Origin of the sequence: Streptomyces sp. NPDC088252 (assembly GCF_044740965.1) — a bacterium.
GTDB lineage: Bacteria > Actinomycetota > Actinomycetes > Streptomycetales > Streptomycetaceae > Streptomyces.
Genome location: NZ_JBIURS010000017.1, coordinates 107,997 through 134,564 on the forward strand (window position 1 = coordinate 107,997; position 26,568 = coordinate 134,564).

Consider the following 26,568-nt stretch of genomic DNA (forward strand, 5'->3'; position numbering starts at 1 on the left):
GGGTGGATGGTGCATCCGTCGGCCGACGGCCGACGCCGCGGGGCCCGGGAAGCGGCCTGCGCTGCCATGTGCCGGACGATCACCCGGCGGACGTCGCCGCAGGCGGCTTCGACCTGCCTCGCGGGTGAGGGTCGTCGCCGCGACCTGGACGCCGACCTCGCCCCTGACCCCGTACCACGCGACTTCACCGCCAACGAGCCGAACCGGCTGTGGGTGACCGACCTGACCGTGATCCCCACCGGTGAGGGGCCTCTGTGGCTGTCGGCGACCCGGGACGCGTTCTCCCGTCGGGTGGTGGCCCGGGCGACCTCCGCCCGCGCGGACGCCGACCTGGTCCTGACCTCGCTGGGACACGCTCGCGCCAGCCGCGAGGTCGCCACCGGCCGGCTCATCCACCACGCCGACCACGGTTGCCGATGCACGTCCATCAAACTCACAACACCCCTGGTCAGGGCCGGAATCCAGGCGTCCATGGGCTCGGTCGGGGAATCGTTCGACAACGCCCTGGCGGAGAACCTTGGGATTCTGGTCAAGACTGAGTGCATCCGCGGCCGCGTCTTGGCCACCAGGGCCGAGGCCAACCTCGCGCTCTCTGAACGCATCGACGGCTTTCATGACCCCCGCCGCATCCAGAAACGGCTCGGCTGCCCCAGTCCCATCGAGTTCGGGGAGATGTACTACGCCAACCAGGCAGCGGCCGAATCAGTGCACCTGAAACCTCGTCAACCCTCTCTGACCAGCCTGTCAGCACCTCCCGCGCAGCGGGAACCTCACTCCCAGTAAGGACTGTCATGCAAGCCGTCACTGCTCGGGATCGTGACGCCGGTCTCGCCGGGCTGTCCCTGTCGGACATGCCCTACCCCCACGCGGCCGAGAACGACGTCATCGTGCGGGTGCACGCCGCGGGCTTCACCCCCGGAGAGCTGGACTGGCCGGGCACCTGGACCGATCGCGCGGGCCGCGACCGGACGCCGACCGTGCCCGGACACGAGTTGTCGGGCGTCGTCGAAGAGCTGGGGTACGGCACCACCGGCCTGAGCGCCGGCCAGCGGGTGTTCGGCCTGGCCGACTGGACCCGCAACGGCACGCTCGCCGAGTACACCGCGGTGGAAGCCCGCAACCTCGCTCCGTTGCCGGCGGATATCGACCACACGGTGGCCGCCGCGCTGCCCATCTCCGGGCTGACCGCCTGGCAGGGCCTGTTCGACCACGGCCGCCTCACCACGGGCCAGACCGTCCTGATCCACGGCGCCGCCGGCGGGGTCGGCTCGATTGCGGTGCAGCTCGCCCGCGAGGCCGGGGCCCGCGTCATCGGCTCCGGCCGGTCCGCCGACCGGGACCGGGCGCTCGCCCTGGGCGTCGACACCTTCCTGGACCTGCAGACGGAGAAGCTGGAGGACGTCGGCGCGGTCGACGTCGTGCTCGACATGATCGGCGGGGACATCCTCGACCGGTCGGCCACCCTGGTGCGCGCCGGTGGCACGCTCGTCACCATCGCCATGCCGCCCAAGGTCCAGCCCAAGGACGGGCGGGCGGTCTTCTTCGTGGTCGAACCCGACCGCGCCCGGCTCGCCGACCTCGCCCAGCGGCTGAGGGACGGCCGGCTCAAGCCGGTCGTCGGTGCCGTGCGGCCACTCGCCGAAGCACCCGCCGCATTCGCCCCCGCCACGCGCATCCCCGGGAAGACGATCATCCGCGTCACCGAGGACTGAAAGGAGGCCCCTCGTGATCACCATGCCGATCGCCGGTGGCCTGCTGGCCGTCGCCGAGCTGGCCGGGGCCACCGGCTGTACCGCCTCGGCCCACACCGCCCAAGCCGAGGCGCCGACCGCGACCGCGGTACCGAAGCACCCCACCGAATCCCTGGCCCCCCTGTTCCGGCAAGCCCTGCCGAACGTGAGGGGCAAGACGTTCACCTCGGCGATCGTCGACTTTCCGCCCGGTGCACGCGCGATGCCGCACCGGCACGGGGCGGCTTTCGTCTACGCCTACGTTCTCGAAGGCACCGTGCGCAGCAAGCTCGACGGCACGCCTGTGCGCACCTACCACCAAGGCGAGAACTGGGTCGAGCGGCCGGGCGCCCACCACGTCCTCACGGAGAACACCAGCCGGACCGAACGGGCCGAGCTCCTGGTCATTTTCGTCTCCGACACCGGAGACAGGCTCAAGGTCGACGACCCCCGACGATAGGCACCGGCCCCAGGACGCGCCCGCGGCGCAGGCCACACGAACATCGAAGTAACCATGACCACCACGCGGCGTGTCGACATCGGCAAGGCACCCGGTCGCCTACAAGGCCCTCATCGCCCTGTCGGCGGAGGTGGAACAGACCGCCGCCGCAGCGGGCCTCGACGCGCTCTGGTCGAGCTCCTGAAGATCGGCCCAGCGCGAACCGGCCGCGCGAGCGGTGCGCTCGGCGTGGTGCTCTTCGTCATGGACGACGGCTGGTTCGGGGCCGCCGCGCCGAGGAGGCCGGTCTCGGCGACTGGACACCGTCCACGGACCGCCTCCCCGCCGGACTGAAACCTCTGGTCCAGGAGGTGCACCGGCTCGGCACCGGGTGACCGATGTGCCCAACCAGTTCACCGGTCGCCCGGTGCCGCCGCGCCCCGCTTCCATGTGGCGATGGCCGGAGTGCTGGGCATCGGCGGCGACCTGTTCAGGTGGTCCGAGGCCGAACCGGTCGAGGGTGCCGTTCTGGTGGCCGAGTACAAGCGGGTCCATCACCTCGTCCAGCACGGCGAACCGGACCGGTTGTGGGTTCCCGACGGCGAGGGCCCAGCGGCCCTGCAAGACACCGCAGCCGAACGCGGCGAGGCCCTGCTGCTCGCTTGGAAGCGTACCTCCCGGCCGGGCGACCCCGCCCCGCTGAACCGCCGACGGGGCTGGATCCGGTCGCCCGCTACCGAGACTCCCGCACCGGCGCGATCCACTCCGCGACCGTGCTCCGGGAGAACGGTATCCGGCCCCGATTGCCGCCCGGGGACCGGGCGAGTACGGCGGTACCTCTGATCCGGACGCCCTGACGGGAGCGCAAGTTTCACTTAATTAGTAATAAATATTGACGGGGGGTGGGGTGAGCCGTCACAGTCTTGGCCGTGGCGCTGCCCCGTGATCTCCGGAGGCCGGGCGCCGGATATCCCCAACTTCTGGGAGAATCAGTTGATTTCGCAAGGTGCAAGGATGAGGCCTGCCCGGCGCGCCGCGGCGGCTCTGGGTGCGGCCGTACTGGTCGCCGTGTCGGCGCCGGCCGCACACGCCGACCAGCGGCCCGCCCAGGGTGCTCCGCTGTACTACGACAGCGGCCTCGCCCCGACCCCGTACATGGGCTGGAACACCTACTACGGCCTGGGCGCCCCGACGGAGGCGCAGGTCAAGGGAGTTGCCGACTTCCTGGTCAGCAGCGGTCTCAAGAGCAGCGGTTACGACATCGTCTGGCTGGACGGCGAATGGCAGGCCGACGATCCGCGGGACGATCAGGGACGGCTGGTCGCACACCACGACCGCTTCCCCTCCGGTATCCCCGCCCTGGTGGACCATCTGCACCAGCGCGGACTGCGGGCCGGTATCTACACCGACGCCGGGACCTACGACGGCGGCAAGACGTGCGGCCTCGGCAGCCGCGGCCACTACCGGCAGGACGCCGAGCAGTTCGCTGGCTGGAAGGTCGACGCGATCAAGGTCGACTTCCTCTGCGGGATCACCGAGAAGACCGATCCGGGGCCCGCGTTCAAGGAGTTCAGCGATGCCGTCGCCAAGTCCGGCCGACGCATGCTGCTCAATCTCTGCAACCCGCTGACCGACGACTGGGGCCTGCCGCACACACCGGCGCAGGATGCCCACAACGCCTATGTGTACGGTCCGACGACCGGTGACTCCTGGCGTACCGGCACCGACATCGCCTGGGGCACCCCGACCGCCGGTCAGTGGCCCAACATCCTGCGCAACATGGACGCCAACGCCTGGCACCCGGAGGCGCAGGGGCCGGGCCACTACAACGATCCCGACTACCTGATCCCGATGCGCAAGCTGGCGGACGGTGCCTACGAGCTGACTGCCGAGGAGTCCACCACCCAACTGGTGATGTGGGCCGAGATGGGCTCCCCGCTGGTCATCGGCTCCGACCCGCGCACCCTGCCCCGGCGGATGATCGACACCTTGCGCAACCCGGAGATCATCGCGGTCGACCAGGACCCCCTGGCGATCCAGGGCGTGCGCGTCGCGACCGACGCCACCGGCGATGTCTACAGCAAGGTGCTGAAGGGCTCCGGCAAGCGGGCGGTGGTGCTCCTCAACCGCTCCGACCGGGCCGGCGAGCGCACCGTGAGCTTCGCCGACACCGGACTGGGCGGCCCGGTCGGGGTGCGGGACCTGCGGGCCAGGAAGGGCCGCGGCACGCACACCGGTTCGTACACCGTGGAGGTGCCCGCTCATGGCACCGCCTTCCTCGCGCTGAGCGGCCGGGACGAAGCCCCGGGCACCTCGCTGGGCACCCGGTCCGACGAGAGCCCCGCACTGGTGCGCGACGGCGACCGGCTGAGTGTGTTCACCCGGGGTGCGGACGGTTCGCTGCGGCAGCGCAGCGGGCGCGACGGGCACTGGAACGCGGGGACCACCGTCCTCGGCGGGCCGACGCACGGCAGGATCGCGGGGGCGCCCGCCGCGTACTCGGCCGGGCCCGGCCGGATCGACGTCTTCGCCCGGGGCGCCGATGACGCCGCCTACCGGATCTCCTACGCCGACGGCCGCTGGGGCCGGTGGCAGAAGCTCGGCGGCGTGCTCGCCGACACCCCGGCCGCCGCGTACGACAGTTCGGGTCACTGGACCCTCTTCGCCCGGGGCGCGGACGGGCGGATCCACACCCGCGGGGCTGCGACCGGCTGGACCGCGTTCCAGGGCCCGGAGGGCTCGGCGCTGTACGGGCGGCCCTCGGCCGTCACCGACGCGGCGGGGCGTACGCATCTGGCTGTCCGCGCCGACGACGACTCGGTGCGCACCCGGGTGCGGGAGGCGTCCGGCACCTGGTCGGACTGGACCTCGCTGGGCGGCACCGTGAGCGGCAGCCCCACGCTCGTCGCGACCGGGGACCAGGTGCGGCTCTATGCCCGCTCCGGTGACTACACCCTGTGGCAGCGCACTTATGCCACCGCCGGCGGCTGGGGTGACTGGTCCCGGCAGAACACCTTCGTCAGCGGGGCCTTCGACGGGGAACTGGGCGCCGTGGCAGGGCCCGACGGCAGAGTGCTGACGGCCTTCCGCGGTGTCGCGGGGCTCATCCGTCAGGGCGCGATCTGAGCGAGGGCGCGACCCGATGCAGGCCCGGCCCAAGCAAGAAAAAATAAATTAGTAATTAATCTTGACGGTGGCTCACCCGCCCCGTCAGGCTGTATCAGCCGAACGAGGGCCCGGCCGTCAGGGGGCCGGGCCCCGTTCCGTGGGCGCACAGGGAGACCCATGAACACCACAGCACAGAGTCGCCGCACCTTCCTTGCCGGTGCCGCGGCCGTCGGCGCCACCGCGTTGACCAGCGGCTGCGTGGCCTCGTCGTCGAGCGGCGGAAAGGGGAGCTCGGGCGGAGCGGTCACCCTGCAGTCCAACCTCTCCTCACCGCAGGCCAAGTCGGCGATGCAGGAGGTCATCGACGCCTTCAACAAGAGGGGCGGAGCACGCGGCTCGCTCAACACCGTCGCCTCGGAGACCTTCCGTACACAGCTGCCGACCTACCTCACCTCGGCCAACCCGCCGGACCTCTACACCTGGTACCCGGGATCGGTGGCGGAGTCGTACGCCAGGAAGAACCTGCTGCTCGATGTCAGCGACATCTGGGAGAAGCCCGAACTCGTCGACTACTCGGACGCGCTGAAGAAGCTGTGCACCGACTCCGCGGGCAAGAAGGTCTTCGTCCCGACCACCTACTACTGGTGGGGCGTCTTCTACCGCAAGTCCAACTTCGCCAAGTGGGGCGTCAAGGAGCCCGGCACCTGGGACGAGTTCCTCGACCTGTGCGACAAGCTCAAGAGCAAGGGCGTCGCTCCCATCGGCCTCGGCGCAGGCGGCAACACCCCCTGGGTGGCCTCCTCCTGGTTCGACTACCTCAACATCCGTATCAACGGGGCCGCCTACCACCGCGACCTGCTGGCCGGAAAGCACCGCTTCGACGACCCCGAGGTCCGCAAGGTCTTCGACCGGTGGAGCGAGGCACTGCCCTACTTCGACCCCAACGGGACCGCACTGCCCTTCCAGGACGCGACCACCGCACTGCTCCAGGGCCGCACCGGCATGATGCTCATCGGCACCTTCTTCGCCGATGCCGCCCCCAAGGACCAGCTCGGCGACATCGACTTCTTCCGGTTCCCCGTCATCGACCCGAAGGTACCGCTCGCCGAAGAGGCCCCGACCGACGGCTACTTCGCCAGCGCCCGGACCGGCCGCAAGGACGAGACCAGGGAACTGCTGCGCTACCTCGCCACCGCCGAGGCCCAGGAGATCTACCTCAAGGGATCCTCCGGCACCTCGCTGCCCACCCACCCGGACGCGAAGGACAGCGGAACCCCGCTGGTCATCAAGGGCCGCAAGCTGATCGAGGGCGCCGCGGACATCACCCAGTTCTTCAACCGCGACTCCAGCGACGCCCTCGCCCCCACCGCCGACACCGCGCTCACCCGCTTCCTGGCCAAGCCCAAGGAGATCGGTTCGATCCTCACCACCTGGCAGCGGGACGCGCAGAAGATCTGGAGCCAGTGACATGGCGGTACTCACCGCAGCACGGAAGGAGACCCGGGAGCACACCGCGGGCCTGCCTCCGACCCGCAAGCGGGCGACCCGGGTTCCGCCCGTCGTCCTGGCATTCGTCCTGGTGCCGCTGCTCGCCGAGGCGTTCTGGGTGTTCTGGCCGGCGCTCCAGGGCTTCTACCTCTCGTTCACCAAGTGGGACGGGGTCTCCGCCCCGGAGTTCGTCGGACTGGCCAACTTCCGCGAGATGTTCGGCGACGCCGTCTTCCGGACCGCCGCGCTGGACACCGTCATCTGGCTGCTGCTCTTCGGCGGTCTCTCGGCCGCCCTCGGCCTCGGCGCGGCGCTCCTGCTCCAGCAGGAGCGCCGGGGCGTCGGCTTCTACCGGGCCGCGCTCTTCCTGCCCGTGGTGTTCTCGCTCGTCGCCACCGCGCTGGTCTGGCAGGCGATGTACCAGCCGGACGGGCTGATCAACAAGACCCTCGAAGCGGTCGGGCTCCCCGGCCTCACCCACGCCTGGCTCGCCGACCAGAACACCGCCCTGTACGCCGTGATCGTGCCCGCGCTGTGGCGCCAGATCGGCTATGTCATGGTGCTGTACCTGGCCGGGCTCAAGGGCATCGACCCGGTGCTCTACGAAGCGGCGAAGGTGGACGGCGCCACCCGCCTGCAGCAGTTCCGCCACATCACCCTGCCGCAGCTCAGCAGCGTCAACGCCGTCGTCCTGTCGGTGATCGTCATCGACTCGCTGCGCTCCTTCGACGTCGTGTGGGCACTCACCCGCGGCGGCCCGTACCACTCCTCCGAACTCCTCAGCACCTACATGTACTCCACCGCCTTCCAGTCGCTGCGACTGGGCTACGGCTCCGCCCTCGCGGTCGTGATCTTCGTACTCGCCTTCGGCGTGATCGCGTCCTACCTCGTCCGCGCCTTCCGGGAGGCCGACGCATGACCGCCACCCACGCCCCGACACCGCGCACGGACCCGCAGGGCACCGCCCCTGCCGTACCGCGCGAACGACGCCGGATCTGGGGCACCGCCGGATTCCACATCGGCGCCGGGCTGCTCTCCGCGCTGTGGCTGCTGCCCATCGCGCTGGTCCTGGTCACCAGCGTCCGGTCCTTCGACGACGTCGCCGCCCACGGAGTCGGCAGCCTGCCGCACTCCTTCACCCTGGACGGCTTCCGCCAGGCCTGGGTCGACGGCGGACAGCAGCGCGCCCTGATCAACAGCCTCCTGGTCACCGTACCGACGGTGCTGCTGTCGCTGCTGCTCGCCTCGACGGCCGCCTTCGCGCTCAGCCGCTACGATGTGCCGCTGCGCCGCACCCTGCTGCTGCTGATGCTCGGCGGGAACCTGCTGCCCCCGCAGATCCTGCTGGTCCCCGTCTCCAAACTCAGCGAACTGCTGGGCCTGTACGACTCGCTGTACGCCCTCATCGGCGTCCAGGTCGGCTTCGGTATCGGCTTCTACGTCTTCGTGCTGCACGGCTTCATGCGGTCCGTCCCGCCGGAGATCCAGCAGGCCGCGGTCATCGACGGCGCCGGACCCTGGCAGATCTACACCCGGATCATCCTGCCGCTCGCCAAGCCGGCCATGGCCGCGCTCAGCGCCCTGTCGTTCACCTGGATCTTCAACGATCTGCTGTGGGCCATCACCGTCCTGCGCACCGACAGCCAGATGCCCATCACCGCCTCGCTCATCGGACTCCAGGGCCAGTACGTCTCCATGTGGAACGTCATCGCGGCCGGTTCCGTGATCGCCGCGGCCCCGACCGTCGTCGTATTCCTCAAATTCCAGCGCCACTTCGTGGCCGGACTCAATCTGGGAGCAGTGAAGTGAGCCCGCACGACCGGTGGCTGTTGCGCACCGAGAACACCACCTACGCGGTACGGATCGCGGGCGGGGGCCGCTGGGCCGAACTCGTCGCCTGGGGCCCGCACGGCGTCGAGACGGGCGAGTCCCCCTTCGGCGGGCCGCACCGTACCCACTTCATCACCCCCGCCGACGCCGCCCCCGCCGAGTACCTCCCGTACGGGCTGCGCCCCTTCACCGGAGCCGAACTCGTCGCCCGGCGCCCGGGGCAGGAGCGCGGCACCTGGTGGACCTTCGACTCCGCCGACCGGGAAGGCGACCGGGCGCTCCGCCTCGACTTCACCGACGAGTTGCAGGGACTGCGCGCGACCCTCTGCTACGAGACCGTGCCCGGCACCGATGTGATCCTGCGCTGGACGGAGCTGAGCTGCACCGGCGAGGAGGAACTGCGGCTGGAACGCATCGACTCCGCGGCCGTCACCGTCCCCGTCACGGACGGCGCCCGGCTCACCTGCCTCACCGGCCAGTGGTCCCAGGAATTCACCCGCACCCAGCTCGAACTCACCCGCGGCCGCTTCGAGATGGCCTCCACGCAGGGCGTCCCCGGCCACGCCTACGCGCCCTGGCTCGCCGTCCAGGACGCCGCAGCCCCGGACGGGGGCGACACCCCGACGTACGGCGTCGCACTGGAGTGGTCGGGCAACTGGCACCTGACGGCCGACGCCGAACCCGGTGGCGCGGTACGGGTCGCGGCCGGCCGGGTGCCCCACGAGGGCGCCGTCCGGCTCGCCCCCGGGGCCACCCTCACCACCCCCCGGCTGGCCTGCGCGTTCAGCCCGGAGGGCCTCGACGGCCTGGCCAGGGTCTGGCACCGCTTCGAGCGCCGGCTCAGCGGCGAGCGGATGAACCGGACCCGCAAGGTCCTCTACAACTCCTGGGAGGCGACCGGCTTCGACGTCGACGCCGCCGGCCAGCTCGAACTCGCCCGGATCGCAGCGGACATGGGCGCCGAACTCTTCGTCGTCGACGACGGCTGGTTCACCGGCCGGCACGCCGAGACCGGCGGCCTCGGCGACTGGCACCCCGACCCGGCGAACTTCCCCGACGGCTTCGACCACTTCATCGACGAGGTCCGCGCCACCGGCATGGACTTCGGCCTGTGGGTCGAACCCGAAGCGATCAGCCCGGCGTCCCGGCTGTACGCCGAACACCCGGAGTGGGTCTACCGGATCGACGGCCGCCCCGCCACGCTGGTGCGCGAGCAGCTGCTCCTCGACCTCGGCCGCGCGGACGTCCAGGACTTCGTCATCGCCACCCTCGACCGGCTCCTCGGCGACCACGCCGTCAGCTACCTCAAGTGGGACATGAACCGCCCGCCCACCGAACGCGGCCGGCCGGGCGGCGGTCCCGTCGAGGAACAGGACCTGGACGCCGCCCACGTCGCCGGATACCTGCGCGTGCTCGACCATCTGCGCGACCGCCATCCGCACGTCACCGTCGAGGGCTGTGCCGGGGGCGGCGGCCGCATCGAGCACGCCACCCTCGCCCGTACGGACGTGGTGTGGCCCAGCGACAACACCGCCCCGCTGGACCGCCTCGCCATCCAGTACGGCTATCTGCACGCACACGCCCCGCACACCATGAGCTCCTGGGTCACCGACTCGCCCGGCGTCTTCGACCCCCGACCCCGCTCCCTCGGCTTCCGCTTCGTCACCGCCATGGCCGGGGTCCTGGGCATCGGCGCCGACATCCGTACCTGGTCCGCCGGACAGCGCACCGAAGCGGCCGCGTGGGTGAGCCGCTACAAGGAGATCCGCGACCTCCTCCACAACGGCGAGGTCCGGCTGCTGGGCACCCCGGCCGACGCCACCTGCGGCATCCAGTACGAGGAGGAGAGCGGCACACGCATCGCCGTCACCGCCTGGAACACCGGACGCCTGGACGGGGCGCCGCTCGTCCCCGGCCGCGCCGCCCGGCTGCGGCTGCGCGGCCTGGACCCGGCCGCCCGCTACACCGATCAGCAGACCGGGGCTGTCCACAGCGGCGCCCATCTGCTGCACTACGGACTGCCGTTCGCCTGGACCGCGCAGTACGACGCGGAACTCGTCGTCCTGATCAGGCAGTAGCCACAGACCAGTGGCCACCCGCCTGACATGCCGTCACCAGAGTCGCCGGCACGCCGGCAACACGTAGCAACCCCCGAGGAGTCGACCCGCCCCATGAACCAGAACCCCCGCTTCGCAGACAAGGTGGCCGTCGTCACCGGAGCCGCGTCGGGCATCGGCGCGGCCACCGCCGAACGGCTCGCCGCTGAGGGTGCCGCGGTGATCCTCGCGGACATCGCGCAAGGCGCCGGAGAGAGCGTCGCCGAGGACATCCGCGCCCGGGGCGGCCGGGCCCGCTTCGTCCGTACGGACGTCTCCGACGAGGCCGACTGGCAGCGGGCCGTGGCCGCGGCGCACACCTTCGGCCCCGTCGGCGTCCTGGTGAGCAACGCCTACACGGTCGACGTCGCCCCCGCCCACGAGATGACCGTCGCCTCCTGGGAGCGCCAGCTCGCGGTGAACCTCACCGGAAGCTTCCTCGGCTTCCGGGCGGTCCTGCGCGACCTGCGCGAACACCGCGGTGCCGCGGTGCTGACCTCCTCGGTCCACGCCCACAAGGGCATCCCCGGACACCCCGCCTACGCGGCGTCCAAGGGCGCGCTGCTCTCCCTGTGCGGACAGCTGGCGGCGGAGTACGGACCCGAGGTACGGGTCAACGCCGTGCTGCCCGGACCCATCCTCACCGCGGCCTGGGACCGGGTCGCGGAGGAGGACCGCCGAAGGAGCGTCACCGAGACCGCCGCGGGCCGGTTCGGCACCCCGCAGGAGGCGGCGGCGGCCATCGCGTTCCTCGCCGCCGACGAAGCGTCCTACATCACCGGAACGAGCCTGGTCGTGGACGGCGGCTGGTCCGTCGTCAAGGCTTCGGCCTGAGCGCCGCCGTACTCATCGCACAGCAGAGAGGCACACAGACATGACGCCATACGCGCGCCGCGGAGTGCACGGCCAGACCGTGGAGACTCTTGCGCGCCGGATCCTGAGCGGCGAGATCCCCGAAGGGGCGACACTCGACCTCGTGGCGCTCCAGGGCGAACTCGACGTCAGCCTGACCGCCCTGCGGGAGTCCCTGAAGGTTCTCGCGGCCAAGGGGATGGTCGACGCGCGCCAGAAGCGCGGCACCTTCGTCAGAGCCCGCTCCGACTGGAATCTGCTCGATGCGGACGTGCTGCGCTGGCAGTTCGCGGGCGGCCCCGAATCCGGCGCCGACCTGGCGCTGCTGCGCAACCTCGGCGAGGTTCGCGGCATCATCGAGCCGGCCGCCGTCCGGCTGGCCGCCGAACGCCGCACCGATACCGACCTCGACGCACTCGAAGCGGCCCTCACCGCGATGGGTGAGCAGGAGGGCGGCGCGGCCCACGCGGTCGAGGCGGACCTCGCCTTCCACCGCGCGCTCCTCGCGGCCACCCACAACGAACTGCTGGAACGCATGGAGATGGTCATCGAGTCCGGCCTCGCGCACCGCGACGAGATCGTGCACAGCTCGCTGCACGGCGAGGACCCCGTACCCAGTCACCGTGCCGTTCTGGACGCCGTGCGGGCGCAGGACCCGGCCGCCGCCGAACGCGCCATGCATACCCTGCTCGACCAGGCCATACGCGACCTCGACCGGGTCCACGGCACCGGCGCGGCCACCGACGAGGGGACCGGGACCCGGTGAAGATCACACGCATCGAGACCTTTCTCGTCCCGCCCCGCTGGCTGTTCTGCCGGATCGAGACCGACGACGGAGTGGTCGGGTGGGGTGAACCCGTGGTCGAGGGCCGGGCCGAGGTGGTCCGGGCCGCCGTCGACGTCCTCGCCGAATATCTGATCGGACAGGACCCGCTGCGCATCCAGGACCACTGGCAGGTGCTCAGCAAGGGCGGCTTCTACCGGGGCGGCCCGATACTCTCCAGCGCCGTCGCCGGAATCGACCAGGCCCTGTGGGACATCGCGGGAAAAACCTACGGTGCCCCCGTGCACGCACTGCTCGGCGGCCCCGTGCGCGACCGGGTCCGGGTCTACGCCTGGGTGGGCGGCGACGAACCCGCCCGGCTCGCCGACGAGATCACCGCCCAGGTCGAGGCCGGCTTCACCGCCGTCAAGATGAACGCGGCGGGCCGCACCTCACCACTGGTCACCCCCGCCGAGACCGCCGCCGTCGTCGAACGGGTGGCCGCCGCCCGCGAGGTGCTCGGTCCCGGCCGCGACGTCGCCATCGACATGCACGGAAGATTCGGTCCTGCCGGGGCGCGCCGGGTGCTGCACGCCATCGAGCCGCTGCACCCGCTGTTCGTGGAGGAACCCCTCCTGCCCGAGCAGGGGCATCTGCTGCCCGCCCTCGTCGGAGCCACCGCCGTCCCCATAGCCACCGGCGAACGGCTCTACGGGCGCGCCGAGTTCCTGCCCGCCCTGACGGCCGGGATCGCGGTCGCCCAGCCGGATCTCTCGCACGCCGGGGGCATCTCCGAGGTCCACCGCATCGGCTCGCTCGCCGAGACCTACGGGGTGCAACTCGCCCCGCACTGTCCGCTCGGCCCCATCGCCCTCGCGGCCAGCCTCCAGATCGCCTTCGCCACCCCGAACTTCCTCATCCAGGAGCAGAGTCGGGGCATTCACTACAACAAGGACGCCGACCTGCTCTCGTACGTCGTCGACACCGAACCGTTCCGCTTCGACGACGGACAGGCCCGGCGGACGGACCTGCCGGGGCTCGGCATCACCGTCGACGAGACCGCCGTCCGCGCGGCCGACCGCGCCGGACACGCCTGGCGCAATCCGGTGTGGCGGCACGACGACGGCGCCTTCGCCGAGTGGTGAGCGCCACGACCCCGCCGCGGATCGGGACCGACCCGGCGCACGGCGGACGGTGGACGTCCCTGCGGGCGGCCGGACGCGAATGGCTCTGGCATCGGGAGGAGCCGCGCCGTTCCGGCGTCCGTCCGGGCGACGCCTTCGCCGACGCCGGTGGACTGGAGGAGTGCGTACCGACGGTGCGCGGCACTCCCGACCACGGCGACGCCTGGGCCCGGCCCTGGCAACGGGCCGCCGACGGCACCGAGTCCGTCGACTGCCCCGACTTCGGACTCAGCCGTCTGGTCCATGCCGGCGGGGACGGGGTGGTGGTCGACTACCGGCTCACGGCGGACCCCGGCTACCGCTTCCTGTGGGCCGCCCATGCCCTGCTCGACCTCGCGCCGGGTGCCCGCATCGCGATCCGGAACGGCGCGCCGACCCGTTTCTACCCGGACGGTGGCGCGGACTGGACCCCTTGCTCCTGGCCCTCGCAGCCCGGCCGGGACGGCGGGCTCGACCGGCTCGGTCCGGACGACGGGACGGCCGTCGGTGCGATCGTCGACGCCGCGCAGGTGTACGTCCACGACGGCGCGGCCACTCTGCGGCTGGCCGTCGAGGCCGAGGGCCAGCCGGTCTCCGTCGCGCTGTGGCGCAACCTCGGGGGCTTTCCCGAGCAGGTGCCGTACCGCTCCATCGGGGTCGAGCCGATGCTCGGCCGGGTCTTCGACCTGGCGGCCGCGGGGGACGGGGACGCCGCCCGCGTCCCGGACAGCGGCGAGGTCCGCTGGAGCCTCACCGTGACGGCGGAGGCGGAAATGCAGACAGGGACAGCAACACCAGTTCAGAAGGGAAAGGGAACCCGCACATGGATCTGCTGACCGCGCTGCGCACCCACCGGATCGTCGCCATCGTGCGCGGCGCCGACGCGGATGCCGCGCTCAGGACCGTACTCACCCTGGCCGAACAGGGCCTTGCCCTCATCGAGGTCTCCCTCAGCGGAAAGGACACGCTCGACGTCATCCGCCGGGCCCGCGCCGCCCTCGGCCCGACAGCGCCGCTCGGCGCGGGCACCGTCCTGTCCGCCGAGGACGCACAGGCGGTACGCGACGCGGGAGCAGACTTCGTCGTCACCCCGGCCGTCTGCGAGGGCGTCACCGAGGCCAAGCGCCTCGGGCTGCCCGTACTGGCCGGAGTGATGACCCCGGCCGACATCGTCGCCGCGCAACGGCTCGGCGCCGACGCGTACAAGATCTTCCCCGCCGAGCAGGCCGGTGGCCCCGGCTATCTGAAGGCGCTGCGCGGGCCGTTCCCGGACGCGCCGTTCGTGCCGGTCGGGGGAGTGGACGCCGAACTGGCCCGTAGCTATCTCGCCCGGGGCGCGACCGCCGTGGGCGTCGGCTCCCCACTGGTCGGCGACGCGGCCGACGGGGGCAGCCTCGACGCGCTGCGCGAACGCACCCGCGCCTTCCTCGATGTCGTACGCCTTCCCGCGGACGCCGGGCGATGAGCGCCGGCGCACCGGCCGTCCAGTGGCAGGACCGGCTCGGGCTCGGCGAGGGGATCCGCGCGGTCGACTGCGGCATCGTCCTCGTCGACATCCTCACCGGACGGCTGCTGACCGGCCCCGCCGACCGTACGGCCCCGCTGACCGAACTGGCCCGGATCACCGAGACGTTGGGCGCGGTCGCCCCCGTCCACGGGTACCCCGGCCACTGGATCGCGGCCGCCGGGACCGGCATCTGCCTGATCACCCCGGACGGCCGCCCCGAGTGGCTCGGCCGCCCCGAGGACGGGGCTGCCACGCCGATGCGGATGAACGACGCCACCGCCGATCCACAGGGCCGGTTCTGGGCGGGCAGCATGGCGTACGACGCCGTGGAGGGCGCGGGCTCCCTCTACCGGGTCGGCCACGACGGAGCGGTGGTCCGGGTGCTGGACGGCCTCACCGTGCCCAATGGCCCTGCGTTCGGTGCGGACGGCACCGTGATGTACCTCGCCGACAGCGCGAAGGGCGTCATCCGCCGCTACCCCGTCGACCCGGACAGCGGGCTGCCGGGCGCGCCGGACACCTTCGCCGTGCTCGACCGGGGCAGCCCGGACGGCATGACGGTCGACGCCGAGGGCGCCCTGTGGACCGCGGTCTGGGGCACCGGCACCGTCCGCCGCTACCGCGCCGACGGCACCCTGGACCGGCAGATCCGGCTTCCCGCGGTGCAGCCCGCCGGAGTGTGCCTCGACGGGGACACCCTGTACGTCACCAGCGCCCGGCACGGTCTCGCCGCACCCGGACCGCTGGACGGCGCGGTCTTCGCCGTGCGGGTCGAGGTTCCCGGCCCGCCTGCGTCCGCCTACCGGCCGGGGGGCGCCCAGTGACGGCGATCCACGCGTCCCGCGAAGCCGGCTGGCGGCCCGCCCCGGGACCAGTGACCTGCATCGGTGAGACCATGGCCGCGCTGGTCCCGGAGCCCGCCGCCCCACTGGACGGGGCCGGTCTGCTCGGGGTGCGGATCGCGGGCGCCGAGTCCAACGTGGCAATGTACCTCGCCGACCACGGGGTACCCGCCCGCTGGGTCTCCGCGCTGGGCGACGACCCCTTCGGACGCCGGATCCGTGCCGAAGTGGCCGCGTCGGGCGTTGACATCAGCGGCGTACGAACCGATCGCCACCGGCCGACCGGAGTCCTCGTCAAGGACCCCGGCACCGACGGCACTCGGGTCCACTACTACCGCCGCGGCTCGGCCGCCTCGGCTCTGACCCCGGACCTCCTGGACGACGAGGCCGTGCGCTCCGCCGGGCTCGTCCACCTGAGTGGCGTGACCCCGGCGCTCTCGCCAGACTGCCGGGACCTGGTCACCGCACTGCTGGAGCCCGCCACCGGTGAACGCCCCTGCCCCGTCAGCTTCGACGTCAACCACCGGGCCGCTCTGTGGCCGGACGGGACGGCGGCCGTCGTCCTGCTCTGGCTCGCCCGACGGGCAGACATCACGTTCGTCGGCCTCGACGAGGCACAGGCCCTGTGGGGAGACGGACTGGGCGACGCCTTCGCCGTGCGGGACCTGCTGCCGGAACCGCGCATCCTCGTCGTCAAGGACGGAGCGCGGGCGGCCACCGCCTTCGACGGCCCCGAGGTCCACACCGTGCCCGCGCCCAGGGTCGAGGTCGTCGAACCGGTGGGCGCCGGTGACGCGTTCGCGGCCGGGTTCCTCGCCGGGCTGCTGCGCGGCGAGGACGCCGTACGGGCACTGCGGCTGGGGCATCTCACGGCGGGCGCCGCGTTGCGTGTGACCGGCGACCACGGCCCGCTGCCGGACCGCGCCCGCCTCGCGGCGCTGCTGGACAAGACCCCCGAGGAGTGGGCGGGCGGCGGGTGACCCGGGCGCTGTTTCCCGGATCTCCCGACGTGAGTGGGGTGTTGGGGCGGGCTGGCTGCATGGGCCGTGGGGATCTGACGAATGCGGAGTTTGCGCCGTGAGGCGCTGTTGGTCCGAGCGGAGGTGAGAGACCTCCGTCGCCGACCCTGTCGCAGCAGGGCGGTGGAGCTGAGGGCAGCCTGACCCGGGTGATGCCGGGGAGGGCGGGAGCAGCCCTGACAACGTCGGGACGTGCCAGTACTGCCAGATGGTGCGGGTCCGGTAAGCGTGGTGGAGAGGAGTACGAGAGGAACCGGCATCGTTACGTCCTAACTTCGTCACCGGCTCAAATCTGGCGGATATGGGTCGGGTGCGGTGCGCACGGTCGCTGTTGGGCGGCCGGAACTTCTGGGGCGTCTTATTCTTTGCGCCCGGGAGGCCATGAGGAATGTCTGCGGCGTACTCATGGCGATGCCGCTGGGATACAGCCGGGCTCCTCCTTCACCGAGCGGATCACAGTGAACACGGGAACCGGCCATTTCGGTTCCCGGTCGGTGGGCCTCCAGCCCACAAGCCGGGATAGGCGCATCGACTGCCGAACGGGATGGCCGGGGCGGAGTCGGCGTAGTACTCCGAGCCGGGGAAAGCCCGGCACATGGGGAAGGGCGGCAGCGGTTTGAGAGGGGAGGAGGCTGCAATGCCGAAAGATGCACCGATGAACATCGGTGCCCTGCTGGAACAATCCCCGCCGGGGCCTCGTCAGCGGGTATCGGAGATGCAGACCAAACTTCACCGTTGGGCGGCGACTGACTCCAGTCGCCGGTTCGACGACTTGTTCAACCTTGTGCACGACCCGGCGACGCTACTTGTTGCGTTCGACCGGGTGGCCGGCAACCGGGGAGCCCGAACCGCAGGCGTCGACGACCTCACGGTCCATGACGTGGAAGAGCGGATCGGAGTCCCTGGATTCCTGGACGACCTGCGCACCCAACTCAAGGCGGGTACATTCCGAGCCCTTCCGGTGCGGGAGAAGAAGATTCCCAAGCCAGGAGGGTCAGGGAAGGTCAGGCGACTGGGAATTCCTGTCGTTGCTGATCGGGTCGTTCAGGCTGCCCTAAAGCTGGTGCTGGAACCGATTTTCGAGGCCGACTTCAAGCCGGTCTCTTACGGGTTCCGGCCCAACCGGCGGGCCCAGGACGCCATGGCTGAGATCCACTTCTTCGGAACCCGCGGATACCGGTGGGTTCTGGACGCGGACATCAGGGCGTGTTTCGACGAGATCGAACACACCCCGCTGATGGCCCGTGTTCGGGAGAGGATCAAGGACAAACGGGTCCTTGCCCTGGTGAGGGCGTTCTTGAAAGCCGGGGTCCTCACGGAACTCGGGGAACTTCAGGACACGCATACCGGGACACCGCAGGGAGGCGTCATCTCGCCCCTCCTGGCCAACATCGCCTTGTCAGTGCTCGACGAGCACCTGCACGCGGGGTGGGAACCAGGTGGCGTGATGTCGACACAGCGACGGAGAGAAAGACGGCGTATCAAGAGCCTGCCGAACTGGCGAGTTGTCCGCTACGCAGACGACTTCGTTGTTCTGGTCCACGGGACTGAGCAGGATACTGAGATGCTGCGCCAGGAGATAGCTCACGTCCTACGGCCGATGGGTCTCCGGCTTTCATCAGAGAAGACCCGTGTCGTGAACATGAGCGAGGGTTTCGACTTCCTGGGGTTCCACGTCCAGTGGCGCCGCAAGCGAGGAACGAATAAGTGGTACGTCTACACCTTCGTCGCTCAGCGACCTCTACGGTCGGTGAAGGCGAAGATTCGTGCGCTGACCCGCAAGACGTCACAGCAGGACCTGGGATACGTGCTGACCAGCTTGAACATGGTTATGCGCGGATGGGCCAACTACTTCCGGCATGCCGTCGCGAAGAACACATTCAGCATGGTGGACAACTTCACGTGGTGGAGGATCATCCGCATGTTGCGCGAGCGGCATCACTGGACGTGGTCGGAAGTCCGCCGCCGGTTCGTCACCGCCTCCGGGCGTTGGCTGCCAATCACGGCGGGCGAGATCGAGCTGCGGAAGATTAGTGCGATCCCGGTAACTCGGTATCGCTACCGCAGCAAGTCGATCCCCTGCCCTTGGCACTTGCGAGAATCCTGACGGCAAAAGCCGTGGAGAGCCCGTTGCGTTGAGAGGCGCACGGCGGGTTCGGCGAGAAGTCCGGGGAAACGGGCCGTGAGCAATCTCGGCACCGCGCCCCGGGCTTACTCAGCGGGATCGGCCGGAGTCGTTCTTGCCTCGTGGTGGTGTACGTGGGGGTTCGGGCCGGGCCGTCCGCGCACCCGGCCGGACAAGGTCCGGGCCGACAAGGCGTACGGCTCCCGCTCGAACCGCGCTTCACTCGATTCCGAGGGGTCCGATGCCCAGGTCCTCACGCATGAGGCGACGCATCTGCGCCATGGCCTTGCGTCGCCGCTCTATCAGGGGCGCGTCGTCGGCGCAGCCGACAGCCACTCCACGGGCATAGGCGTCGCGGATCGCGCGCAGGCAGTGGAACGCCTCGTTCCCCGCCGCCACGACCTGCGGCGGGCCCACGAGCCAGAGGCGTTCGCTCGCCGTGTAGATGCCGGTGCCGCGCACGGCCTCCCGCACCGCCGCGTCACGTGCCGACTCGGACATGTGGTCGCCCAGGGCGACGGCCCGTATCTCCTCACCCGCGGCTTTGAGGGCGGAGACATACTCCGTGTAAACCTCGCGCCGTACTTCCAGAGCATGCCTGGCTTCCTCCCGCCGCCAACGGTTGCGGTCGGCGATCAGAGTGGCTGCGATGCCGATGACGGCACCGGTCAGTGTGGAGAGCAGGGGCGTCCAGTCCATGTGTCGCAGCTTGTCCAAATCGGTGCGCCGGCACCAGTGGCTTTCGCTACGAATGGCTGTGACCAGCACTTTCGAAGAACGCCTCAGGGCGCGTATCGAGTCGTGATCAACCGCGGATTGCGGTTGGCAGCGGAGGTGAGACGGTAGATCCCGACCAGCCGTCCGCGCTGCGGGCCAGGCGCTTCAGCTTTCGCCATCCAGAGGGAGAGCGGTGTCAGACCGCGCCGATACGGTCATGCCATGAGAGCTACAGGAACGTTCACTGTCAAAGCGTTCGTACCGACTGAGCTGAAACCGGACCCGGCTGTGTCCACCGGGCTTCCGGTGGGTGTCGCAACGATGGAGAAGCACTTCGAAGGCGCGGTTGCCGGTCGCTCGGCGACCCTGTTCACCGCTGCCTTCGACCAGACGACCGGCCTGGGCACCTATGTGGCCATGGAATCGTTCGAAGGCTCGCTGCGCGGCCGGGCCGGCGCCTTCAACTTCGTGCACTCGGCGACGACGTCCGGCCGCGGTCGCACTGCGGAGTTCTTCACCATCGTGCCCGCGAGCGGCACGGAAGAGCTGGCCGGGATCTCCGGTGCTGGAGGAATTGCCGTCGACGCTGATGGAACGCATCGGATCTGGTTCGACTACGAGTTGGAAGTCGGTCGATGACAGGCGAAGCGAATGAAGCAAGGGCCGTCGGCCTGCGCATGTACGAGGCATTCAATGGCCGGGGGACCTGGCCGCCCTGGAGACGATCCTCGCACCGGACTTCGTGAGTCACCCGCTGAGAGCGGCTGGAATCGGGGCTGTCGCGGATGCATGGGCCAGGATGTTCGCATCCCATCCCGACATTCAGCTCTCCGTCGAGGACATGCTTGTGGACCGCGACCGGGTCGCCGTCCGTTCCGTGCTGCGCGGGCTTTCGAACTCCGTGTTGAACGGCGCGGAGCCTGCACCCACCATGATGGAGATCTTCCGAGTTCAGCACGGCCTCATCGCCGAGCTATGGGGACTGTCCAGTCTCGCCCGGCCGGCCGGCTAGGGAGCGTATTGGTTGTGATCAAGGGGCGGCTCGTGTGAGGTCCTTGATCCAGATCATCGAGGCGCGGAGGTGGAGGCCGGCGAGGTGGCTCCCGGGGGTCTTGTCATAGCGGGTGGCGATGCCTCGCCATGCCTTCATCCTGTTGATCGTGCCTTCGACGGCATTTTTGTTCCTTGTAGAGCTCGGTGTCATGGTCGACTGGCGCACGTGAACACTCGAAGGTGGCTGTACACGACTCCTCGGCCACTCATTCCGTTGATTGCGTGCGGGCCCTGACAGCGAAGCGCGGGGGTCAGTGGTCGGCAAGCGCCGTGCCACGTAGTTGACGACGCCGACGACCGGGCGCTGTTCATCCGTGGTTCGCGAAGAGTTCGTGGCCGGTGCGCCCGGGTGAGAGCTCTCGTGGTGCTTCAATCAGGCGCCTTGCGTTCGCTCCGCACCCGGGGCTGCGGCGTTGGCGTAGCGCTGGGCGAGTGTGGAGCAGGCTTGGCGGAGGGCTGGCGGGCTGATGGCGTGCATGTCCGCGTCGAAGCGGCCCAGGCCGGCGGCGAGTGCAGTCCAGGACCAGGATCCGGTGATGAGGCGGCATCGTGTGAGGCCGAGGGGCTCGACTATGCCGTCGGAGGTGTAGGGGATGACCTCTGTGGCGGGGAGGTCCAGGGTTACCTCGCCTTGGCAGGGCCAGGTGGCGTCGGTGCCGTCGGAACCGCGGAAACGGCCGGTGACGAACGAAGCGATGTCTTGGCCCGGCACCTGGCGTGGGGTGAAGCGCGGGCCCGTTGGAGTACGTGGGGTCGTGCGGTCGGTGCGGAAGGTTCGCCAGTCGTCGCGGTCGAGGTCCCAGGCCAGCAGGTACCAGTGGGTGCGCCAGGCCACGAGGTGGTGTGGCTGCACCCGGCGTTGCTGCGGTGCGGCGTCGAGGTGCGGGGTGTAGTCCAGGCGCAGTTCTTCGCGGCTCTGGATCGCGGTGCTCAAGGTGGTGAGCAGGTCAAGGGCCTTGGTGGCCGAGGTCTCCTGTTCGGGTGGGCGGAGGGTGGTGACTCGGAGTCCGTCGATGCGTTGCCGTAGGCGCGGGGGCAGTACGTGACGGATCGTTGCGAGTGCGCGGTCGGCGTCCTCTGCGATCGCGGGGTGGGCGGTGCCCTGCAGGGCGACGGCCAGAGCGATGACCTGTTCGTCGTCGAAGAGCAGCGGAGGCAGATGCGTTCCGGGCTGCAGGCGGTATCCGCCGGCGGGCCCCTTGGCCGCTGCGATGGGGTAGCCCAGAGAGCGTAGCCGGTCGACGTCGCGGCGAATGGTGCGCACGGTCACCTCCAGCCGCTCGGCCAGGTCCTCTCCGCTCCGTTCCCGGCGGGTCTGGAGCAGGGAGAGCAGTGTGAGGAGCCGCGAGGAAGTTTTCTGCATGTCCTCATGGTGACCGAAGTAGAGGACACAAGCTGTCCTCTATGGGTGGCACGGTGGATCCCAGATCACGGATCAGGGCATTTCGCCCCATCGTGGCTGTGATCGTGTTAATCGGCACATATCAGGCTAGGAGCAGGCCATGTCCGTCACCACCACCACGCATCTCAACTTCCGTGGCGCTGCCCGCGAAGCGCTGGACTTCTACCAGTCCGTCTTCGGCGGGCGCACCGTCGCCGTGACCTACAAGGACGCCGGCAACGTCCAGAACGAGAGCGAGGCGGACTGGGTCATGTGGGGCGAGGTGGTCGCCGACAACGGCTTCCACGTCATGGCCTACGACGTGCCCTCGGCGATGCCGTACGAACAGGGCACCAACCCGTTCTTCGTGTCCGTGCGCGGCGAGGACGCCGATGAGATCAGCGCCCTGTGGCAGCGTCTGGCCGGCGGCTCGAACGTGCTGCGTCCGCTGGAGCCCGCGGCGTGGGCGCCGCTGTACGGCATGCTCACCGACCGCTTCGGTGTGACCTGGGTCCTGGACGTCACTGCCCCCTACAACGGCTGACCCACCCGGGGGCGGGCACCCTGTGGGCACCCGCCCCGCTCACTTTTCGGCATCAGTGACGCCGACGACCGTCGGTACATATGGCAAGTGAACACTGTTATGCGAATGCGTCAGCTCGGCCGGACCGGCATCGAAGTCATCAGCGTCCACTGCCCGGGCACCATGACGTTCGGCTCGAAGGGAAGCCCCGAGGACGGCGCGCCGATCGTCCGGCACAGGTGCGACCTGGACGCACCCGCCCAATGGTTCACCTTGATCTGACCGGCGCCTGCCGTCAGACAGGTTCCCGTAGGCATGGGGCCTGCGGCCGCCGACCGTGGGCCCTGGCAGCAGCCCGACACCTGCTCATCAGCCCCGTCGCCGGCCGCGACGGGGCTTTCCGCGTACCCCGGAGCCCGTGAACGAACTGATCGCCAGATCCGGGCGGGAACCGCTGAAGTGACACGAACGACCAGGACCTCTCGGTAGCAGTTACGGTGTCGAAACTCAGCTGCGTCAAGAGGTCCGGCGATGCCGTTGTGCGCCGCCACTCCACTCACCGTGGCGGCCCCGGGGTCCCGCGGCCCTCGTCAGGACGAAAAGCCCCGAGCTGGCGCAGTTGCGCGAGGACGTCGACGACGCCCCGGATCTCGGCGATCCGCCCGGCGACGAAGCGGAAGATGAAGATCTCGTTGTAGGTGACGGTCTTTCCGGTGGGCGGCAGGCCCTGGTACTCGCCCCGGTGGGTCCCGGTCACCGTGTTCCTGGAGACGACCTTGTCGCCCTCCGCGATCGTCTCCTCGACGGCAACGTGGATGTCGGGGAACGCGCGCAGGAGTACCTCCCACACCCGCCTCAGGGCTTCCGCTCCCGTCGCGTCCATCGGAACCGGCGCGTGGAAGAGCATGTCCGGTGCGACGAACTCGTCGATGGCCTTCGAGATGATCTCCAGGTCGCCGCTGTTCACGGCGGAGTGGAAGCGGTTGAGCGTCGCTGCGTTGCTTGTTGCCCAGGCTGTCGACATGCGGTATCTCCTCTGGTCTGTTCCTTCGCCGCGCGCTGGACGGTGTCTCAGCAGTACGGTTTCTCCGCAGTAGGACGACACACCCCCCGGGAATGTGACGCGATGCGCGGACGACGACCTGGATCAGATGTCACAAGAGGCTGGTCCTTTGGAGCGGACACCCTGGCAATGAATCTTGATGGTCCAGGGAGGATGTCCAGGTGGGACGCGACCGTCCGTATCCGGAGGAGTTCGGGAAGGACGCGGTCGTGCTCCACCGCGCCGCGGGCGGCGGCTGGCGCACATACACAGCGGTGGCGGCGGACCTGGGTATCACCGCCGAGTCGCTGCGGACGTGGGGCCGCAAGGAAAACGAGTCGCAGGCACCGCCCCCGAGCGCCGCGAGTCGGGCTGAGGAACTGGCTCGGTTGCGGGCGGAGAACGCACGACTACCGAAGGCGGAGAAGGAGTGGCAGCCGGAGCGCGATCCTGCGGCGGGCAGCCGCCCTTTCGCTCGGGAGGTGAAGTGAGCCCCCGCCGCTGGGACGACGAGGAGGTGCTCATGGGCGACGGATACCCCGACCTCAGGCGTGACCACCCCGGTCAGGCGATCACCCCAGCGAGGAAGGCCGACAAGACCCGCCCCCCCGAAGTCCACTACGCGCGGGAGCGGGTTACTCCTGCCGCTCGCCGAGGACTGGGAACCGACCGGTTGGTGTGTCGTGCCTCGGGTGGCGCGGATGGGTAACCCCGCAGGCAGGGAATTGCAGCAGGGCACGGCCAGAGTGATGCTGGGACGGTTGGTCTGCCAGATGGCTGATGCCGGGTCGCCTCCAATGACGGGGGCCGCGCCGAAGGCGGTCACGCTGCACGAACCGGCCTTTACCCGGGCCGGAGGGCTGGACGTGCCCGGTGACGCTCGACGTGTGAGCACCGGCCACGACCACTACGCGATGCCTGTGGGGACACCTGTGTGCATCAGTCCGCCCGGTCTTTTCGCAGGAACGGGCGCAACCGCCGCAATGGCCATGTGTTGATCACATCTTCCGAAGTGAGCCATCCACGTTGTGCCGCGCCGAGTCCGTAGCGGAGGTACGCGAGGTGGAGGACGGAGTGGGCATCGGTGTCGACGGCGAACTTCGCCCCGTGACTCCTGGCCCGGAGGATGTCCTCGTCGCCCAGGTCGAGGCGGTCGGGCTGGGCGTTGATCTCCAGTGCGGTGCCTGTGCGGGCGCAGGCGGCGAACACCTCGTCGAGGTCGGCGTCGATGCCTGGCCGTTTGCCGATCAGACGGGTGGTGGGGTGGCCGATGATGTTGATGTGGGGGTTCTCGCAGGCGCGTACGATCCGGCGGGTCATCGCCTCCCGGCCGAGGTTGAAGTGGGAGTGCACCGAGGCCACGCAGATGTCGAAGCCTTGGAGGAACTCGCCGGGCCAGTCCACTTCCCCGTCCGGGCCGATGTTGAGCTCGATGCCGTGCAACAGCCGCATCCCGTGCTGCCGGCCGTTCAGTGACCGCACGAGCTCGCGCTGGGCAAGGACCTTCTCGTCGGTCATGCGCTGCATGTACAGGTTCGGTGCGTGGTCGGTGACCGCGTAGTACGCGTAGCCTCGCTCGGCGGCCGCTGCCACCATCTCCTCCAGCGGCGCGAGGCCGTCGGTGAGGTCTGTGTGGGTGTGCAGGTCTCCGCGGATGTCCTGTTCGGTCACTACGTCGGGCAGCTCGCCGCGCAGGCCGGCTTCGATCTCTCCTCGGTCCTCGCGCAGCGTGGGCGGGATCCAGGGCAGGCCGAGCCTGGCGTACACCTCGTCCTCGGAGCTGGAGGCGACCCGCTTTCCACCCTCGGCTTCGAACACTCCGTACTCGGAGAGCTTCAGCCCCAGGTGGACGGCGATCGTCCGGGTGCGGATGTTGTGTGCCTTCGAGCCGGTGAAGTACTGCAGGCCGGCGCCCCACGATTCCGGTCGCACCACGCGCAGGTCGACCTGGATGCCCTTGACTGTACGGATCGAGGTCTTCTTCTGGCCGCGTGCGATGACCTCGGCGGTGGAGCGCAGTTCGGTGAGTGCGTCCATGAAGGGGGCAGACCGGTCGGCGGCGACGAGGATGTCGATGTCGCCGATGGTTTCCTTCATGCGGCGCAGCGATCCGGCGTACGCACAGCTTTCACAGCCGCTGATCCGGGAGAGCTCCGTGACGATGTCCTCGGCGGGCTCCATGGCGGTGCTCAGCAGGATCCGCTCTCCGGCCTGCTGCATGAGGGCGATGCCGTGCAGGATGTTGCTCTCGGTCTTCTCCCCGAAGCCCTTCAGGTCGCGCAGCCTCTCCGCCTTGATGGCGTCCGCCAGCTCGCCGACCGTGGAGATGTGCAGATCCTCGTAGAGTGCCATCGCCTTCTTGGGGCCGAGGGTGGGGATGGTGATGAGCTGCCGTACCCCTGAGGGAATCCGGGCCCGCCTCTCCTCGACCACTGTGACCTTGCCGGTGCGGAAGTACTCGATGACCTTCTCGGCGATCGACCTACCCACACCCGGAATCTCCTTCAGTCCCTTGATGTCGAGGTGGGAGACATCGGCGGGGTAGCCGCCGATCGCGCGGGCGGCCTTTTCGTAGGCGCGCGCTTTGAACGCGTCGCCTCCGGTGATGGCGATGAGGTCCGCGTACTCCTGAAGGAGTGCCTCGACCTCCTCGTTGGGCCGGACCACGTCTCACAGTCTAGGAACCGACCCGTCCGACATGCCAGTTGAGGGCATGTGCCCGGCGGCACTGCGACCCGAAGGAGGGCGTCGCACCTCGACGTGCCTTTAGGCCCCTCCAACGCGCGAAGCCATGGGCCCGAGGGCGTACTGGAAGTCAGGAGGATCCGCGCAGCGACGTCTGAGGCGTACGCGTGACCAACGATGACGTGGTGCGCACACCGCGTATCAC

At 69.8% G+C, this 26,568-nt stretch carries 24 protein-coding genes and 2 pseudogenes; 21 read left to right on the forward strand and 5 right to left on the reverse strand.

All coding sequences use genetic code 11. The features are described 5' to 3' along the window. Nucleotides 1-6: 6 nt before the first annotated feature. The 16 genes from ACIOHC_RS29565 to ltrA all read left to right on the forward strand — a co-directional run bounded on the left by ACIOHC_RS29565 (nucleotide 7) and on the right by ltrA (nucleotide 18,944). Nucleotides 7-783: a transposase gene (locus ACIOHC_RS29565; protein WP_401844671.1), complete on the forward strand. Its 777-nt coding sequence runs from the start codon at nucleotides 7-9 to the stop codon at nucleotides 781-783. Nucleotides 784-791: 8 nt separating this feature from the next. Further along, the gene (locus ACIOHC_RS29570) at nucleotides 792-1,712 is read left to right on the forward strand and encodes an NADP-dependent oxidoreductase (protein WP_401844674.1); all 921 of its coding nucleotides are present in this window, start codon (nucleotides 792-794) and stop codon (nucleotides 1,710-1,712) included. 22 nt (nucleotides 1,713-1,734) lie between these two features. Further along, complete coding sequence (locus ACIOHC_RS29575; RefSeq protein ID WP_401844723.1) at nucleotides 1,735-2,190, forward strand: cupin domain-containing protein; 456 nt, start codon at nucleotides 1,735-1,737, stop codon at nucleotides 2,188-2,190. A 993-nt stretch (nucleotides 2,191-3,183) separates the two neighbouring features. Continuing rightward, nucleotides 3,184-5,295: a glycoside hydrolase family 27 protein gene (locus tag ACIOHC_RS29580; protein ID WP_365689977.1), complete on the forward strand. Its 2,112-nt coding sequence runs from the start codon at nucleotides 3,184-3,186 to the stop codon at nucleotides 5,293-5,295. Nucleotides 5,296-5,454: 159 nt separating this feature from the next. Then, a complete protein-coding gene (locus ACIOHC_RS29585; protein WP_389637134.1) occupies nucleotides 5,455-6,744 on the forward strand; it encodes an ABC transporter substrate-binding protein in 1,290 nt (429 codons plus the stop codon). A 1-nt stretch (nucleotide 6,745) separates the two neighbouring features. After that, the gene (locus ACIOHC_RS29590; RefSeq protein ID WP_351082341.1) at nucleotides 6,746-7,684 is read left to right on the forward strand and encodes a sugar ABC transporter permease; all 939 of its coding nucleotides are present in this window, start codon (nucleotides 6,746-6,748) and stop codon (nucleotides 7,682-7,684) included. Next, on the forward strand, nucleotides 7,681-8,574 hold the full coding sequence (locus tag ACIOHC_RS29595) for a carbohydrate ABC transporter permease (RefSeq protein ID WP_351082343.1): 894 nt from the start codon (nucleotides 7,681-7,683) through the stop codon (nucleotides 8,572-8,574). The genes ACIOHC_RS29590 and ACIOHC_RS29595 overlap by 4 nt, the downstream gene beginning before the upstream one ends. After that, on the forward strand, nucleotides 8,571-10,673 hold the full coding sequence (locus ACIOHC_RS29600; protein ID WP_401844676.1) for an alpha-galactosidase: 2,103 nt from the start codon (nucleotides 8,571-8,573) through the stop codon (nucleotides 10,671-10,673). Before ACIOHC_RS29595 ends, ACIOHC_RS29600 begins: the two co-directional genes overlap by 4 nt. A gap of 93 nt (nucleotides 10,674-10,766) precedes the next feature. Further along, nucleotides 10,767-11,525: an SDR family NAD(P)-dependent oxidoreductase gene (locus ACIOHC_RS29605; protein ID WP_401844677.1), complete on the forward strand. Its 759-nt coding sequence runs from the start codon at nucleotides 10,767-10,769 to the stop codon at nucleotides 11,523-11,525. 40 nt (nucleotides 11,526-11,565) lie between these two features. Further along, nucleotides 11,566-12,309 carry a FadR/GntR family transcriptional regulator gene (locus tag ACIOHC_RS29610; protein ID WP_351082348.1) on the forward strand — a complete coding sequence of 248 codons (744 nt, stop codon included), beginning with the start codon at nucleotides 11,566-11,568 and terminating at the stop codon, nucleotides 12,307-12,309. Continuing rightward, complete coding sequence (dgoD, locus tag ACIOHC_RS29615; protein WP_351082350.1) at nucleotides 12,306-13,451, forward strand: galactonate dehydratase; 1,146 nt, start codon at nucleotides 12,306-12,308, stop codon at nucleotides 13,449-13,451. Before ACIOHC_RS29610 ends, dgoD begins: the two co-directional genes overlap by 4 nt. Beyond that, entirely contained in the window at nucleotides 13,448-14,305 is an 858-nt protein-coding gene (locus ACIOHC_RS29620; RefSeq protein WP_401844681.1) for a hypothetical protein, read from the forward strand. Before dgoD ends, ACIOHC_RS29620 begins: the two co-directional genes overlap by 4 nt. Next, nucleotides 14,293-14,934, forward strand: a complete 642-nt coding sequence (locus tag ACIOHC_RS29625; RefSeq protein ID WP_401844683.1) for a bifunctional 4-hydroxy-2-oxoglutarate aldolase/2-dehydro-3-deoxy-phosphogluconate aldolase — start codon at nucleotides 14,293-14,295, stop codon at nucleotides 14,932-14,934. Before ACIOHC_RS29620 ends, ACIOHC_RS29625 begins: the two co-directional genes overlap by 13 nt. After that, nucleotides 14,931-15,800 carry an SMP-30/gluconolactonase/LRE family protein gene (locus ACIOHC_RS29630; RefSeq protein WP_389637129.1) on the forward strand — a complete coding sequence of 290 codons (870 nt, stop codon included), beginning with the start codon at nucleotides 14,931-14,933 and terminating at the stop codon, nucleotides 15,798-15,800. Before ACIOHC_RS29625 ends, ACIOHC_RS29630 begins: the two co-directional genes overlap by 4 nt. A 5-nt stretch (nucleotides 15,801-15,805) precedes the next feature. Beyond that, nucleotides 15,806-16,798 (forward strand): sugar kinase, encoded by a 993-nt coding sequence (locus tag ACIOHC_RS29635; protein ID WP_389637147.1) that lies wholly within the window; start codon nucleotides 15,806-15,808, stop codon nucleotides 16,796-16,798. A gap of 694 nt (nucleotides 16,799-17,492) precedes the next feature. Beyond that, nucleotides 17,493-18,944, forward strand: coding sequence for a group II intron reverse transcriptase/maturase (gene ltrA, locus ACIOHC_RS29640; RefSeq protein WP_365689971.1), 1,452 nt, complete (start codon nucleotides 17,493-17,495; stop codon nucleotides 18,942-18,944). Nucleotides 18,945-19,181: 237 nt separating this feature from the next. Here ltrA and ACIOHC_RS29645 read toward each other — a convergent pair whose 3' ends face one another. Beyond that, nucleotides 19,182-19,661: a hypothetical protein gene (locus ACIOHC_RS29645; RefSeq protein WP_351086224.1), complete on the reverse strand. Its 480-nt coding sequence runs from the start codon at nucleotides 19,659-19,661 to the stop codon at nucleotides 19,182-19,184. 240 nt (nucleotides 19,662-19,901) lie between these two features. Between ACIOHC_RS29645 and ACIOHC_RS29650 the strand changes: the two genes are divergently transcribed. Together ACIOHC_RS29650 and ACIOHC_RS29655 are read left to right on the forward strand one after the other, a co-directional pair. Then, nucleotides 19,902-20,318, forward strand: a complete 417-nt coding sequence (locus ACIOHC_RS29650) for a DUF3224 domain-containing protein (protein WP_365689970.1) — start codon at nucleotides 19,902-19,904, stop codon at nucleotides 20,316-20,318. Between the two features lie 67 nt (nucleotides 20,319-20,385). Next, nucleotides 20,386-20,691, forward strand: coding sequence for an ester cyclase (locus ACIOHC_RS29655; protein ID WP_401844726.1), 306 nt, complete (start codon nucleotides 20,386-20,388; stop codon nucleotides 20,689-20,691). A gap of 18 nt (nucleotides 20,692-20,709) precedes the next feature. Here the strand turns inward: ACIOHC_RS29655 and ACIOHC_RS29660 are convergent. Together ACIOHC_RS29660 and ACIOHC_RS29665 are read right to left on the reverse strand one after the other, a co-directional pair. Then, a pseudogene (locus ACIOHC_RS29660) lies at nucleotides 20,710-20,893 on the reverse strand (IS5/IS1182 family transposase); the annotation flags it as partial. 212 nt (nucleotides 20,894-21,105) lie between these two features. Continuing rightward, a complete protein-coding gene (locus ACIOHC_RS29665) occupies nucleotides 21,106-22,095 on the reverse strand; it encodes a WYL domain-containing protein (protein ID WP_351086230.1) in 990 nt (329 codons plus the stop codon). Nucleotides 22,096-22,234: 139 nt separating this feature from the next. On the opposite strand from ACIOHC_RS29665, the gene ACIOHC_RS29670 reads away from it, so the two are divergent. Next, nucleotides 22,235-22,657 carry a VOC family protein gene (locus ACIOHC_RS29670; RefSeq protein ID WP_365689968.1) on the forward strand — a complete coding sequence of 141 codons (423 nt, stop codon included), beginning with the start codon at nucleotides 22,235-22,237 and terminating at the stop codon, nucleotides 22,655-22,657. 105 nt (nucleotides 22,658-22,762) lie between these two features. Continuing rightward, nucleotides 22,763-22,918, forward strand: coding sequence for a hypothetical protein (locus ACIOHC_RS29675; protein WP_365689966.1), 156 nt, complete (start codon nucleotides 22,763-22,765; stop codon nucleotides 22,916-22,918). A gap of 274 nt (nucleotides 22,919-23,192) precedes the next feature. On the opposite strand, the gene ACIOHC_RS29680 is transcribed toward ACIOHC_RS29675, so the two are convergent. Continuing rightward, nucleotides 23,193-23,660: an ester cyclase gene (locus tag ACIOHC_RS29680; protein WP_365689965.1), complete on the reverse strand. Its 468-nt coding sequence runs from the start codon at nucleotides 23,658-23,660 to the stop codon at nucleotides 23,193-23,195. A 200-nt stretch (nucleotides 23,661-23,860) separates the two neighbouring features. Between ACIOHC_RS29680 and ACIOHC_RS29685 the strand changes: the two are divergent. Beyond that, nucleotides 23,861-24,186: pseudogene (locus tag ACIOHC_RS29685) on the forward strand (transposase); the annotation flags it as partial. Nucleotides 24,187-24,617: 431 nt separating this feature from the next. On the opposite strand, the gene polX reads toward ACIOHC_RS29685, so the two are convergent. After that, a complete protein-coding gene (gene polX, locus ACIOHC_RS29690) occupies nucleotides 24,618-26,345 on the reverse strand; it encodes a DNA polymerase/3'-5' exonuclease PolX (protein ID WP_365689964.1) in 1,728 nt (575 codons plus the stop codon). Between the last annotated feature and the right edge of the window lie 223 nt (nucleotides 26,346-26,568).